Genomic DNA, 14,926 nt, shown 5'->3' on the forward strand with positions numbered 1-14,926 from the left:
AGACACCACGATACAGACTATCTGAAAGCATACATGATAAAAAATTATATGGACGGCGGCGGAAATCCAAGTATTGCACAGACTCGACGCACTCATATGCAAGCAGCCACCTACAGCAATAATCAAGATGGTCTCGTACTCAGTGGATTTATGCCTGGAGAATTTGAAATAATGCCTCAGTTCCAAAAATATCCTAAAAAGAAATCTCTGCTCCTCTACATCCATGACGGTTATGGCATCGAGAACTACACGGCCTATGACCGCACCACTCCCGCGACACCGGAAGAAGAACTGGCCTTGTTCAAACGTTTCATCGCCGTATGCAAGGGCGAAATTCCCGTGCAACATGATGATGCCGAAATCGAACGTCGACAGAAACTTTATTCCCAACTGAGTGAAAACCGATGGCACGAACTGGAAAAAAATACGACGGAATACGCCCAAAAAGAATGGAATCGCATCGCTCATGAAGAACCGCGCCAATTCACACGCATCTTCTGGGACAACGCCAACTACGGCAGGGGCATCGAAAGAATCCTCAAACTCGAAGACATCCCCGAACGCAACACCATACCCAACGTCAACACGGGCGTCGGCTGCGAACCCTTCCTCGCAGAACTCATCCAAAAAGGTTTCCAGCTCACCGCACGCAAAGGCGGCAACTACCTGATGACCGCCACACTCAAGGACAAGAAAACATCCATCCGCTACTGCATCTACCACGCTTTCAACCCCGTCGACACGCGGCAAACACTCTTCGCCTGGAACATGTACGCCGACGAACGAGGAACGCCCCGCATCGTCGAGAACCCCGGCGACTTCACCATGCAGGCAGCCATCGACAACATGAACGTCCGCCCCGGATGGGTCGGAGACTTCGACATCTGCACCAAACCCCGCTTCAACTGGGAAGGAGCCCTTGTAGAAGGCAGCGAAAAATCAGCCGTCTACTTCATGCGGGGCAACACGGCAGCCTACTTCATCGCCGACAACCCGTCCTACGATGTCCGCCCCCTCGCCCGCATGCTCGACGAAAAACTGAAAAAGGGACTCGAAAAAACATCCAGCGCACAAGAAAAAATACCCGTCAAGGCAGACGAATGCGGCATCACTCCTCCTTGACACCGTGCTCGTCGAGGAAGATACCTTAAAAGTTTTGACTTCCCGTTTTATGGGAGATGTAGCTAGAGCAAGGACTAGTATGTTAAAAAAGGAATTCCATATCAATTCGATACAAATTTATATAAAAAAGAAATTAATATTCCTTATATTCATATTAAATAACTCTAAATGAATCTACATATGCTCAATTACATTAATGCCTTTGTCTTCACATTATTCTTTTTACCTGCAGTTGGTATATCTTCACAACCAAATATATACGACACTAAATACTTATATAAAAATCAAGATAGTATTACATCAGTCAACGAAGAAGAACATTATGTAAATTACAATTCAGTTATAATAAATGATTTATGCATAGATAGAGTTGAAAAAAATGGTAAATATACTCATGTATTCCGAATACTGAATTCTCAAGGATGGCAGATATGCCAATTCAATCTGCAATATCACCCATCACACGATACATTGAAAATAAAAACAATTGATAAACTACGCAATAATCGTAGCGGCATTCAGGAAGAAGGGTGGTTTGAATCTTTAGAAATTCAAACAAACCACAATCAAACGATCGGTTATGGTTCACCCATTGCGTTCCAATCTTCACAATCAGGTCAATATATAAAACCGTCGCACAATGCTTTGGCGTTTGCCATTCTGAACAATTATTCATTCATTATCTATCTTGATGAATCCGATCTACCGCCCACTGACATGCTGCATATATTACATCAATGGATTGATACACAGGAAGGACGAATTCCTGCAAATATTGATCTTAGAGAAGCAGATAGACGAAAAACCCTGCATACACAACTCATGGATCAGATCATACGTACCCAAGCACGAAATACTCCGCTCCACACACTTAAAACATGGGGAGAACTCAGCAAACAGGAACCGCACCAATTCACACGCATCTTCTGGGACAACGCCAACTATGGTTCAGGTATCGAGCAACTGTTGAAACTGGAACCATTGCCTTACATCAACACCATCCCCAACGTCAACACAGGCGTCGGCTGTGAACCCTTCCTCGCCGAACTCATCCAAAAAGGTTTCCAGCTCACCACTCGCAAAGGCGGCAACTATCAGATGACCGCCACACTCAAGGACAAGAAAACATCCATCCGATACTGCATCTACCACGCTTTCAACCCCGTCGACACGCGGCAAACACTCTTCGCCTGGAACATGTACGCCGACGAACGAGGAACGCCCCGCATCGTCGAGAAACCCGGCGACTTCACCATGCAGGCAGCCATCGACAACATGAACGTCCGCCCCGGATGGGTCGGAGACTTCGACCTCTGCACCAAGCCCCGCTTCAACTGGGAAGGAGCCCTCGTGGAAGGCAGCGAGAAATCGGCGGTGTATTTCATGAGAGGCAACACGGCAGCCTACTTCATTGCGGACAATCCGTCCTACGACGTCCGCCCCCTCGCCCGCATGCTCGACGAGCAGTTGAAGAAGGGGATGACACGTTCTACCCGCCCCTCCAAAACGACTGAAGGAAACCATGACTGACGACCTCAACCCATACAGAACGGTTCGACATCCTCCTGCATTTCGCATCAAAAGGCAACTTCCCGAAAAACCGTTGATGCGGGTTGCCTGCATCGCCTTTCTGCAGCCAACAGGCCGAACAGTTATGGTTCCGGACGCCGAAGCCGCATTAAAAGCTTGCCCAAAACCCTGTTAGAGAGCAAGAAAAAGCCATGGATTCCCCGAGGCCTGTCAAAAACATGCGGATATGGAGCGTTGCCGCGCTGGGCATCGGCTCCATGGTAGGAGCCGGTATTTTTTCCCTCATGGGACAGGCGGCCATCGAAGCCGGCAACGCCGTTTACATATCCTTCCTCATCGGCGGGATCATCGCCTTCCTCTCAGGACTCACCTATGCGCACCTCGGCGTTCGCTACCCATCCTCCGGCGGCATCATCGACTACTTCAACACCGCCTTCGGCATCGGCACCCTCTCGGGCGGGCTCTCACTCGTCTACTGCGCCACCCTCGTCATCACCATTGCCATGGTCGCGCAGGCCTTCGGCGCATACGGCGCATCCCTCTGTGCCATCCTCGGCATGCCCGGCATTCCTCCCGCCATCCTTTCCTCCCTCGCCATCGTCGTCCTCGGAGTCCTCAACATGCTCAACGCAGGACTTGTCGGCAGGGCGGAAGTCACCCTCGTCTGCATCAAGCTCGGCATCCTCGTCATCCTCATCATGGCGGGCATACCTTCCATCCATTCCTCGCACTTCTCCGCCGGCATCGGAGACACGCCCCTGCTCGGCCTCTTCGGAAGCGTCGGCCTCACCTTCTTCGCCTACTCCGGCTACGGAATGATGGCCAATGCCTCGGCCAACCTCATCAATGCCAAAAAAGAACTGCCCCGCGCCATCTTCCTCGCCATCGGCATCGTCATGGCCCTGTACGTCGTCCTCTCCATCGTCATCATGCACCAAGTCAGCCCGCAGGAACTGGCCGAGCACGCCGACACAGCCGTCGCACAAGCGGCAGCCCCCATCCTCGGCAAGGCCGGATACATCGCCGTATCCTTCGCCGCACTCATCGCCACCAGCTCCGCCATCAACGCCACCTTCTTCAGCACCATCCGCATCGCCCAGGGGTTGGCAGCCCAGAAGGAACTCGGCAAACTCTTCACCATCCGCGCCTGGAAAAACGGCTCGTGGGGCTACGTTCTCAGCATCGTCCTCATCCTCCTCATCGCCTACATCTTCAACCTCGGAGAAACGGCCAAAATCGCAGGCGCCACCTTCCTCATCAGCTATCTGGCCGTCTACATCGCCCACTGGAAACTCAGGAAAAACACGCATGCCCACCCGCTGTGGATCATCCTCGGATTCTTCTCCATGCTCGCCATGTTCATCGGCTACCTCGTCAGCCTGTATGTCGAAACACCTCTGCTCGTCGCCATCCTGATCGGCATCATGGCCCTGTGCTTCCTGTTCGAATGGTTCCTCCAATGGAGATTCCGCCGCTCCGGGTGAATTTGATTGACCAACAGGCGATGAACAGGCAGACTAGCCCGCGTTATGGGATGCAAGCAACAAGACGACGGCAACGAACCCCGTGAAGCCAAACCCTCGTGGCTGAAAGTCCGCCTCCCTCACGGGCGCGAATTCTGGGATGTCAAACACATGGTCGAGGGCAAAAAGCTCTACACCGTCTGCGAAGAAGCCCACTGCCCCAACCGGTACGAATGCTGGAGCCACGGCACCGCCACCTTCATGGCCTGTGGAGACGTCTGCACCCGTGCCTGCGGATTCTGCGCCGTCAAAACCGCCAAGCCCCTGCCCCTCGACCCCGAAGAGCCCCAGCGCATCGCCGAAGCGGTCGCCCACATGAAGCTCACGCATGCCGTCATCACCATGGTCACCCGGGACGACCAGCCGGACGGCGCGGCAGGCCACATCGCCTCCGTCATCCGAGCCATCCGCAAAACCAGCCCGTCCACCATCATTGAAGTACTCACTTCCGACTTCAACGGCAAGGAAGACTCCCTGCGCTCCGTCATGGAAGCCATTCCGCACATCTTCAACCACAACCTCGAAACCGTCGAACGACTCTCCCCGCTCGTCCGCTTCCGCGCCCAGTACCGCCGCTCCCTTCAGGTCCTGCAAAATGCGCTGGACCTCGCTCAAGGCAAAGTCGCCACCAAAAGCGGCCTGATGCTCGGACTCGGCGAAACGAAAGAAGAAATCCTGCAGTCCATGGATGACCTGCGCGCCCACGGCGTCACCGTCCTCACCATCGGCCAGTATCTTCGCCCCACCCGGAAGCACCTCCCCGTCATCGACTACATCCGCCCCGAGCAGTTCGACGAATACCGCGACATCGCCCTCTCCAAAGGCTTCCGCCACGTCGCCTCCGCACCGCTTATCCGCAGCTCCTACCATGCGGCCAACTTCCGCCCGGAGGAAGACGTACTCGACGCCATCAACGAAGAACTCGCCAAACGCGGAGAGGCATAACCACCGCCCGCCTCCGGAACCGGTACCTTCTATACATTTTATTCTTGAAAAGTTCTAAAAAACTGTTACCGTAACAGCGGATTCCAGCACGAACCTCCATACCATGCAACCGATCAAAAACCTCTTCTTCGCTACCGCCATCGCGGGCACCGTCATCATCGTCGCGGGAGGAATCTCCACCCTCGCCCTGATGAAAATCGGCAATTCCGACAACATCGACATCCCCACGGGAAAACTGCTGGCGCGCAACGTCACCAACCTGCTGGAGACCAAATGTGCCGCCTGCCACGGAGACAACCCCGAATTCAACCCCTTGCTGAACGCCCTCTCCGGCGGCCTCATGCAGCGCGACGTCGAACAGGGGCAGCGCGACTTCCGCCTGAGCGAACTCTACGGCGACACCAATCCCGATGCACGCCGCATGCAGGGCATCGCCACCCTCAAGCTCGATAAAGTCCTGCGAGCCAACTCCATGCCCCCCGTCGCCTACACGGCCATGCACTGGGGCAGCACCCTCAACGCCTACGATAGGAAACTCCTCTCCTCCTACTTCGACCTTCCCTTCATCAACGACCTGCGCTTCATGCCCATTGAGCCTGTCGACATGAGCAAGCTCAATCCCGACCGCGTCCTGCTCGGGCAAAAACTCTTCAACAGCGGCGCCCTCTCCACGGACGGCACCATCTCCTGCGCCTCCTGCCACGACCTCACCAAGGGCGGCACGGACAACAAGCAATACTCCGAAGGCGTCCGGAAACAGCTCGGCGGCGTCAATGCTCCCTCCGTCTACAACTCCTCCCACAACTTCATTCAGTTTTGGGACGGCCGCGCAAAAGACCTCAAGGCACAGGCGGGAGGCCCGCCCCTCAACCCCGTCGAAATGGGCTTCGAGAACAAACCCGAAAGCTGGAACACCATCGTCGCGAACATCAAGCAGGATCCCGAACTCGTCGCACTCTTCGCCAAAGCCTACCCGAAGGCCGGCATCAATGCAGACACCATCACCGATGCAATCGCCACTTACGAACACACCCTCGTCACCCCCGACAGCGACTTCGACCTCTACCTGAAAGGCGATAAAAACGCCCTCACGGCCGAACAGAAAAAAGGCATGCACCTCTTCATCGAATACGGTTGCGCCACCTGCCATGCCGGAGCCGGACTCGGCGGCCAGAGTTACGAATACATCAGCAAACATGCCGACTTCTTCAACGGCAAGACCCTGGCGCAAAACGCCCCCATGGGCCGCCACGACGCCACCAAGAAGAACATCGACCAGCTTTGCTTCAAGGTGCCGAACCTCCGCAACGTCGAACTCACCCATCCGTACCTGCACGACGGCTCGGCTAAAACTCTTGACGAAGCAGTCGTTAAAATGTTGCAGACGCAATCCGGCATCCCGCACCCGACCCGCAGCGATGTCTCCGCCATCGTCTCCTTCCTGAAAGCGCAGACGGGCAAACTCAACGGCATCCCCGTCAACAAACTGACGAAAGAACAGGCTCTGGCACCCGCAGTCACGGTCGCCGCACCGGCCCCCGTTCAGCAGAACATCCAGTAACCGGTCAGGCTAACACCTCATTTCCCCTTCACGGGCAAGCTCCTATCGGGCTTGCCCGTTTTCCTTGGCACATACACACGTTTCCGGCTCAACCGGGACACAAAAAACACCCTGCCTTCATCAGGCAGGGTGCGGAAAATCGAGAGAACAAACTCCGAATTACTTGCCGAGCTTCGGCTTCGACGTACGGCGAACGGCGCCGAAACGCTTCTGGAACTTGTCGATACGGCCTTCCGTGTCCACGAACTGGTTCTTGCCCGTGAAGAACGGGTGGGAATCGGAAGTAATACCGCAGGAAATCACATAGTGTTCCACACCGTCGATCACTTCAGTCTTGGCAGACGTAGCAGTGGAACGGGTAATGAAACGGCGGCCGGTGGTAATGTCGAGGAAAACGACCGGATTGTACTTGGGATGGATATCTTTCTTCATAGCTCTAACCTGCGTTACCGACGCAGTGCGGCGCAAATTGTACGCCATCCCTCAGCAAAGTCAAGCGGAGAAACGCATCGCATGATAAAAACAAAGAATTAATACAACTGTATCTGGAATTTTCTAAAATAAGAAAGCAAAAAGTGATAGATGTTGGAATGACGATCATTGATCTGAATGCACATTCTTTTCAATGTAGACCAAAATTGTTTATTTTAAACGCCTTGCATTTTATCACACTAATCTTGCCAATCCCTCAGAAGTTTTCAATGACATTGATATATACATCGCGCCTTGCAAATTCGTTACGCCCATGTTCAACGGTTTCATGGTGCAGATATCCGTTCTTTTTCAACGGAATGTAAGATCAAAACCATCCGTGTAAATCGTTGAAAAGCATGTGGCGACAGGATAAATAACAACCATAATCGTTTATCATCAAATCATTTAATTACTCTTGTATATACATTTTCGCGCATTCGATCATAGATACCAAAGACAATGGTTTTCCCTTTGCCTCGTCGCCTACGCACTCCACGAACCCTTCTTGCTCCGAAATAGCTTTTCATCGCATTCGAATATACTCTTATGGCAATGAACCGCCTGTTCACAAATCATAAAGAGGAGAAGCCTACCTGCTGTAAGCATTTTACTCAAAGAGTTTGTACTGATACCAATCAATAAAACAATTTTCGAAGCTTCCACATCTATCAAAAAGCAGCTAGGCTCAGGACTCATTAATTGACAAACGGCCCCAAAAAGGTGATAAAGTGGGCATACCTCGAGCAAAAAGGACAGACCTTTATTATTTGACACGAAGCCAGATGGAACGTATTCAACCATCTTTTCCCCTTTCCCATGGGGTTAGCCGGGTTGATGACAGAAAGGTAGTCAGTGGAATCATTTATGTCATCAAAAACGGGCTTCAATGGAAAGATGCCCCTCGGGAATACGGTCCGTATAAAACACTCTACAACCGCTTCATCCGATGGAGCCGCCTGGGTGTTTCAATAAAATCTTCAGGGAGTTATCCCGGCAAAACGGCCCTGCGGACAAGTTGATGATTGACGCCACCCACCTCAAGGCACACAGAACAGCTGCAAGACTGCTTAAAAAGGGGCTCTATCCCGGTGTATAGGAAGAACAAAGGGTGGACTCAACACGAAACTGCATGCCGTTTGTAACCAACACGGCAAACACGTAGCCATTGGCATTGACTGCCAGTCAAGTGAGTGACTACAAGGGGGCGTCCCTGCTGTTGAACGATCTTCCTCAAAGTCCGTTTCTGCTGGCCGATCGCGGCTATGATGCCGACTGGTTTCGGCTGTCATTGATTGCCAGAGGAATGACTCCGTGCATTCCTTCCGGAAGAAACCGTACAATCACTGTTTCCTATGACAAGGAGCTTTACAAACAAAGACACAAGGAGGAAATCATGTTTGGGAGATGAAAGGATTGGCGGCGTATTGCGATGAGATATGACCGATGTGCCCATGCCTTCTTTTCAGCTATCTGCCTTGCTTGCTCGGTGATCTTTTATCTTAATTAATGAGTCCTGATCCTAATAACGTCTCGAAATTGACGCGCTGAAATGAGCGAATGAAATATGTACATGTTTTTTCATTCATAAATAGTAGCCCATATTTTATATGCACACTCTAAAGTTGTATTGAACCAAAACCATAGCCTATCAGAAAACACTTTCATCAATCCTTCCCAACTCCAAAACGCCTGCCATCAAGCATGTTCAACCAGTAATCAACAATTGCTTTACCTTCTTCTCCTCTCCCTTGACAAAGAAGTCGCAGATTTCTATACTACGGACATTCACACTATTTCTACAATGCCTTTCAATCATCGTCAATATATCAAACAAACACTAATTCCGCGCCTTTTCAAATGTTGTGGAGGCAAAGATCTTTGGGTTGAAGACGATTTACAAAAATACGGTATTGAAGTATTTTCTATACACGCCAAAGAAACCGTCTCCATACCGAGCACACAGGATTTAAATACACCAGACAAACAGATACTCGAAGGTTTTGAGGCCAATTTCGATCCTGCTTTTGTCTTGAAATTAGACTATGCTACTCACAAGGATTGTGTAAGAAAATTCGGAACGATTGTCCTGCCCCGAGGCAAAGCTCTACATACGGGAATCAATAACCATGTAGCACGTTTGGGAGCTCTCATACCCAAAAAACCATGGAATATACGCAGAGAAGATTTAATTGTAGCTCCATGGCCTCATACATTCATGAGCTATGGCGACTGGTGCATGTGTGTCATGCCGCGCGTTTGCCGTGCCCTCTCCATCCTTACACCTCAAGAAAAATCCATGACATGTGTCGCATTGCCGTATTCTTGCGGAAACTGGTCACGGGAATACATGGAACTCCTCGGCATTTCCAGAGACAGACAAATCGATACCTTGACGGAAAATTTCGGACTCAGTAAAAATGGCACAGCTGTCACAGTCAACGCTCATTCGGCATTCTGGCTTGGCCCGAGTGACATAAATCGCATGCGCCATGCATTAATCGGCAAGAGGCCCGGGCCCGCCATGGGAAAACGCGCTCTATTCATCAGCCGCAAAGGCAGCCGCCGTTTAAACGACGAACACAAACTGTATGAACGCATTCGCCCATATGGTATCGAATTTATTGACGATATTCCACGCAGCGTTCAAGAACAACTCCAACTATTTCGGGAAGCCTCCTTGATCATTGGTCCCCATGGAGCAGGATTAGCCAATGCGCTCTGGAGCACCATGTCGCCACATATCCTTGAAATACAAAGCAGCGCATGGTTCTTCCCCAGTTTTCGCATCATGAGTGCTGCGAATCAGTCTCATTACAATGTCCTCATCGACAGAAGCTATGGCGAAAAATTGCGTGTTGAAGAAAACAACAATACGGGCAATCTGACAGTCAATCCGGAAAGATTTGAAAACGCAGTCTTGCAAGTACTCGGTCAACACTGATTCAGGAACACGCCAGCGTCGCCACAAAGGCTACCAAATGCAGAGCCGCCAAGGCAAGCACCCCGTTCATCCGCTTATCGGCGGGCGTGCGGAGAATCTTCAGCATCAGCACCCCGGCCAGCAGAATCAGCGGCAGCCAATACCATGACAACTGAATCCCGCCCAAAGCCTTGCTCACATGCGGCATCGTCACATACGTCGCCACGATAAACGAACAGGCCAGACGCCGGGACTTCGCATCGCCCAGCCGCACAGCCAAAGTCCTCTTGCCGGATGAAGCATCTTCGGCCCTGTCACGGATATTGTTCACACTCACCATCACGGCGGAAAGCAGTCCGCATTGCACCCCCACCATCCCGGCAGCCGCATACAACATCGCATCTCCGCTCGACCAACCCACCTGCACAAACACTGTACCCATCACCGCTACCAGCCCGAAAAACAGCACCACGAACACCTCGGCCAGCCCCTTGTACGCCAGCGGCCAAGGCCCCCCCGTATAACCGTAGGCAAAAAACAGGGAAGGAATACCGATTGCCAGCATCGGCCAGCCGCGCAACTCGATCAAAGGCCATGCCGCTACGCAGGCGCCCAGCAAAAAAAGCGCACCGACCACCTGCACCGTCCGGGCGGACAACTGCCCCGACGCCGTCATGCGCTTCGGCCCCTGCCGCTTCGCCGTATCGGCCGACTTGCGAAAATCGATCGCATCGTTGAAAAAATTGCAGGCAATCTGAATACACAGCGCACTCGCAAGCGTCAGCGCCGCCAAACGCATATCCCAAAAGCCACGCATCTTCCAAACGATCATACAACCGGCCCACACCGGAACGATCCCGGCAGGAAGAGTCTTCGGACGAGCGGCAAGCAAAAAAGAAACAAACGTATTCATGATTCAGGAAAATCGTAACTGCGGCGGCGGCCCCTCGAAGAAGTCCGCCCGCCCCGTGCCGCGCGGAACGGCTGGAACAAATGGTCCATGCCATTGGAACGAAGCTCCCAGCACTGCTCCATCAACTGCCCCAGCTTCCCCTTGGGGAAACCGCGCTGCTGGAACCAGCCGAGATACTCCTCGGGCAAATCCATGATCGGGCAGCCCTTCGGCGGATACTTCGCCGGGCCATACATGCCGAACGGCATATGCATCCCGGCGATCTCCGCCAGCAAAGCGCGCAACTGTTCAGCATCGGGCAAGCTCCCTTCATTCATGCCCGAATCTTACCACACCTCCGACCACTCTGCAAGCGAGACAAAACCATGTAGACGATAAACAAGGCTATTGTTTCATTGGACACTTTCACCCACCATCACGATTTGCCCAGTAGTATCATCACGAAGAACCACACATTCGTAGTCCACGCCGCCAGCGTTTTGCAATAATGCATCGGACTGTGCAGCATATTTTCCGTTAGACTCGGTTTGAAATGCATTGATTTCATAATCCGCTTGCAACTTGGAAAGGCTTTTGGAGAAAGCAAGCGTATAAGACGTGTCCGGTTTCAGTTTCAGAAAAAGCTGCTCGATTAATTTCGTACGCCCAATTTGGCGAACCGACAACTGACCGAACGCAGCATCTTCGGCATTTATTGGCTTCAACACAATAACTTGCGCTGTTAATGGATCACGCGGGTTGGACAAATTGTTCGAATCTCGTGGACTATTCACAGCATTTTGCGCATAAACCAAGGCTTGAGGGCTTTGTCCGATTTTGATTGATGCCGACACCGTCATATTCTCCAAATTAATCACCTGAACCATATCACTATATTCCAGTCCGACATAGAGACGTCTACCATCTGGAGACGGCCACAAACCGTGCGGCAACACATCAACCGGAATAGTGGCAATTTGTTTGTAATCATCAGCAACATCAAAAAATTTTACGCAATTTTCACCGCCTACCGTCACTGCCAGCAACAATCTTTCGCCCGTCTGAGCAAAAGAGACATGATTGGTAATGGCTCCCGTTGAAAACACCTTGATCACTTCATTTCTTGAAGTATCAATAACGGTGACTTTACCAACATCTTTGTGAGTTAATGCAACCAATTTACCATCAGGACTGGTGTAAATATTGGGCGAAAATGGACTAATAACCGGAATTTTTTTGATAACTCGGTAAGTAGTTTTGTCCACCACATCTACCTCGGGGGTAAAGCTCGAGCAGACATAGGCATATTTGCCATCTTGTGAAAACGCAATCATACCGGGTCCATCAGCCACCGGAACTCTTGTGGTTTCTGTTAATGTGTCCATATTAATCACACTCAAATACGCTTCACCGCGAACCGTCACCCAGATTTCTTTGCCGTCCGGTGTAAAGGTCGGTTCGTGCGGGGCTCGTCCTACATAAACCGTTTTCAACACTTTGTTGTCCAACGTCGATATGAAAGTGACCGAATTGGAACCAATGGAAACAACCGCAAGAATCTTGCGACCTTCGTCATAACGCAGGCCATGCACCAAAGAGGCCCCTTTGTAAAGAGGGGAAAGAACATTCGGATAGGGTTTGCCTAGAATAATTTCACCCAACAGAACATTGGTAGCTGGGGCAATCACGGAAACCGTATTGGAAACTTGATTGCCGGTATAAACCCGATCAAGCGCATACTGTTCGGATGCTTTTACATCACAAAAAACCGTTAATACAAATACAATCAAAAAAAGTATTTTATTCATAGTCTGTTACTTTCCTTTATTTAGCTTGAGAAACATCTGCATCTGTTCAATTTCCACTTGTTGTTCAGCGATGATTTGAGCAGCAACATTGGCAATTCTTGGATCTTTACCGTATTTGAGCAGCACCATGGCCATATCAACCGCTGCTTGGTGATGCGGCAACATAATCGCTGCAAAAGCATGATCGACAGAATCGTATTGCACATTATCCCCAGGTGTGACGTCCATCATATCAGTCATAGTTTGAGTCATGGCAGCTCCATAACCAACGGGTATCTGCATTTTTTCACAATGGGCGAGTAAAAACAGCATTTTTTCGATTTCAATTTGCTGTTCAGCAACAATGCTTTTCGCCAGCTGAATCATCTCAAAATTTTTACCGTTCGCGATTTCATACTGAGCCATATCAATCGCACCTTGATGATGAGCAACCATCTGGCTCAAAAAATCCGCTTCTACCGAAACATTTGACCGAGCTTGATCCATCGCAACCATCATGGAATCCATCATAGAGAGTAACGCATTACCTCCATATTTACCATGTACATTGGCATCATGATCTCTGTCTTTGTTTTTGTTTTTGTCTTCTGCTGCGGAACAACCGTCATGTTCAATATCTCCTGTTTTATTTTTTGATAAAATCGAGACTGGAACAGCAGCTTTAAAAGCGAAATGACACGCCTGTATTTTTCCATCCGTCGAAACCGCAACACAAAGAGAAGTAAGACAAAATCCAAAAAATAATGCTTTCATCATTCAATTTTAATAGGTTTGATTATTAATTCGACAAACATCGACAATAGATAATTGTTGTTCCAGATATACTATTGACATGAATCTCCCAAGCTCATGTCGCACCCGCTATCATTCTTTTAAGAATGATATCACCAATGATAGTAAATGCAAATATAAAAAGATGTAAAAAGTTAAAATACAACATATTTAATCGCTTCTATACCTTCCGAAACAGAATCCGGCAATGGCAGGAAATGAAAAACATGAACCTTGTTTCGCGCCGCAACCCATGGAAGATAGAAGCCACGCATCCCTCGCGGCACAAGCCGTCCCGGATACATGCGCACCCGCAACCCTCATCACAGCCATGCCATCATCGCTCAAAAAACTCTACGTCCACGGATTCCCCGGATTCTACGGTGGAGCCGGAACGGAACTCCACCATCAGATCATCCTCTGGCTCCACATGGGAATGGAAGTCCATCTCATCCCCTCCCGCAGCCTCCCTCCCGACGACCCCATGCACCGGGAAATGCTCGCCCGGGGAGTCCGCATCCATGCACCTAATGACTGGAGCAGCATTTCTCCGGGTGACCCCGTCTTCGGATTCTGCAATGCCGCCTTCCTCCAAAGCCTCCCTCACATCAAAACACAAACGAACAGAACCGTCTTCGTCAACTGCATGACCTGGCTCTTCCCTCGCGAAAAGGAAGCCATGCTCAACAACGAAATCGCCATGTTCCTCTACCAGAATGAAGATGTACGCCAACAAAACATGCCCATTCTGCGGGGGCTCAACCCGGACAGCAAGGCCGTCTTCCACACCTTCACCCCCTACTTCCACCACGACAACTTCCCCTACATCGAAGAACGCCCCGACGACATATTCGGCTGCGGCCGCATCTCCCGCCAGAACCCCGACAAATTCTCCCGCCTCACCCTGCACATCTACGAATACTTCGTCTCCCCCCGGCCGAAACGAGCCATCTTCCTCGGTTTCGACGAACGCAGCGAACAGAAAATCGGCAAACCATTTCCATGGATACGAACCGTCCGAGACCACCGTTCTCTCAGCCAGCAGGATTTCTACAGGCACAGCCGCATCATCCTGCAGCCCACAGACACGCATGAAAACTGGCCGCGCGTCGGCTTCGAAGCCATGTCCAGCGGCAGCGTACTCATCGTCAATGACCGAGGAGGCTGGCAACGGCTTATCGAGCACGGCAAAACGGGGTGGCTCTGCAAAACACCGCAGGACTTCATCTACTACGCCAGCAAAATGGCCTACGAACCCAACCTGCGCGACGACATGGCCGCCGCAGCCAGAGAACGCGGCCTCCTGCTCGGAGGAATGGACGCATCCATTGCCAGCTGGTCCGAAACCTTCGAAAAAATACAACAACTTCCCGAATAAAA

At 51.0% G+C, this 14,926-nt stretch carries 12 protein-coding genes and 1 pseudogene; 8 read left to right on the top strand and 5 right to left on the bottom strand.

Annotated elements, in window-relative coordinates; genetic code table 11:
* Positions 1–171: 171 nt before the first annotated feature.
* From PYTT_RS01945 to PYTT_RS01965, 5 genes are all read left to right on the top strand, one after another.
* Positions 172–1,122, top strand: coding sequence for a hypothetical protein (locus PYTT_RS01945; protein ID WP_067773731.1), 951 nt, complete (start codon positions 172–174; stop codon positions 1,120–1,122).
* 822 nt (positions 1,123–1,944) lie between these two features.
* On the top strand, positions 1,945–2,652 hold the full coding sequence (locus PYTT_RS01950) for a hypothetical protein (RefSeq protein WP_067773734.1): 708 nt from the start codon (positions 1,945–1,947) through the stop codon (positions 2,650–2,652).
* Positions 2,653–2,843: 191 nt separating this feature from the next.
* Entirely contained in the window at positions 2,844–4,136 is a 1,293-nt protein-coding gene (locus tag PYTT_RS01955; RefSeq protein WP_067773737.1) for an APC family permease, read from the top strand.
* Positions 4,137–4,181: 45 nt separating this feature from the next.
* Entirely contained in the window at positions 4,182–5,120 is a 939-nt protein-coding gene (lipA, locus tag PYTT_RS01960; RefSeq protein ID WP_067773740.1) for a lipoyl synthase, read from the top strand.
* Between the two features lie 103 nt (positions 5,121–5,223).
* Positions 5,224–6,681: a cytochrome c peroxidase gene (locus PYTT_RS01965; RefSeq protein WP_067773743.1), complete on the top strand. Its 1,458-nt coding sequence runs from the start codon at positions 5,224–5,226 to the stop codon at positions 6,679–6,681.
* A gap of 159 nt (positions 6,682–6,840) precedes the next feature.
* Here PYTT_RS01965 and PYTT_RS01970 read toward each other — a convergent pair whose 3' ends face one another.
* Positions 6,841–7,113, bottom strand: coding sequence for a type B 50S ribosomal protein L31 (locus PYTT_RS01970; protein WP_067773746.1), 273 nt, complete (start codon positions 7,111–7,113; stop codon positions 6,841–6,843).
* Positions 7,114–7,937: 824 nt separating this feature from the next.
* Here PYTT_RS01970 and PYTT_RS12840 point away from each other — a divergent pair.
* Together PYTT_RS12840 and PYTT_RS12845 are read left to right on the top strand one after the other, a co-directional pair.
* Positions 7,938–8,662, top strand: a pseudogene (locus PYTT_RS12840) (IS5 family transposase).
* A 216-nt stretch (positions 8,663–8,878) separates the two neighbouring features.
* Positions 8,879–10,096, top strand: coding sequence for a glycosyltransferase family 61 protein (locus PYTT_RS12845; RefSeq protein ID WP_083076528.1), 1,218 nt, complete (start codon positions 8,879–8,881; stop codon positions 10,094–10,096).
* Between the two features lies 1 nt (position 10,097).
* Here PYTT_RS12845 and menA read toward each other — a convergent pair whose 3' ends face one another.
* The 4 genes from menA to PYTT_RS02005 form a co-directional block, all read right to left on the bottom strand.
* Positions 10,098–10,988 carry a 1,4-dihydroxy-2-naphthoate octaprenyltransferase gene (gene menA / locus PYTT_RS01990; RefSeq protein ID WP_067773751.1) on the bottom strand — a complete coding sequence of 297 codons (891 nt, stop codon included), beginning with the start codon at positions 10,986–10,988 and terminating at the stop codon, positions 10,098–10,100.
* Entirely contained in the window at positions 10,985–11,305 is a 321-nt protein-coding gene (locus tag PYTT_RS01995; RefSeq protein ID WP_067773755.1) for a DUF3820 family protein, read from the bottom strand. Before PYTT_RS01995 ends, menA begins: the two co-directional genes overlap by 4 nt.
* A gap of 75 nt (positions 11,306–11,380) precedes the next feature.
* On the bottom strand, positions 11,381–12,775 hold the full coding sequence (locus PYTT_RS02000; RefSeq protein WP_067773758.1) for a YncE family protein: 1,395 nt from the start codon (positions 12,773–12,775) through the stop codon (positions 11,381–11,383).
* Between the two features lie 6 nt (positions 12,776–12,781).
* A complete protein-coding gene (locus tag PYTT_RS02005; RefSeq protein ID WP_083076529.1) occupies positions 12,782–13,531 on the bottom strand; it encodes a DUF305 domain-containing protein in 750 nt (249 codons plus the stop codon).
* A gap of 346 nt (positions 13,532–13,877) precedes the next feature.
* Between PYTT_RS02005 and PYTT_RS02015 the strand changes: the two genes are divergently transcribed.
* Complete coding sequence (locus tag PYTT_RS02015; protein ID WP_083076543.1) at positions 13,878–14,924, top strand: glycosyltransferase; 1,047 nt, start codon at positions 13,878–13,880, stop codon at positions 14,922–14,924.
* Positions 14,925–14,926 lie beyond the last annotated feature (2 nt).

The sequence above is a fragment of the Neoakkermansia glycaniphila genome, assembly GCF_900097105.1.
Lineage (GTDB): Bacteria > Verrucomicrobiota > Verrucomicrobiia > Verrucomicrobiales > Akkermansiaceae > Akkermansia > Akkermansia glycaniphila.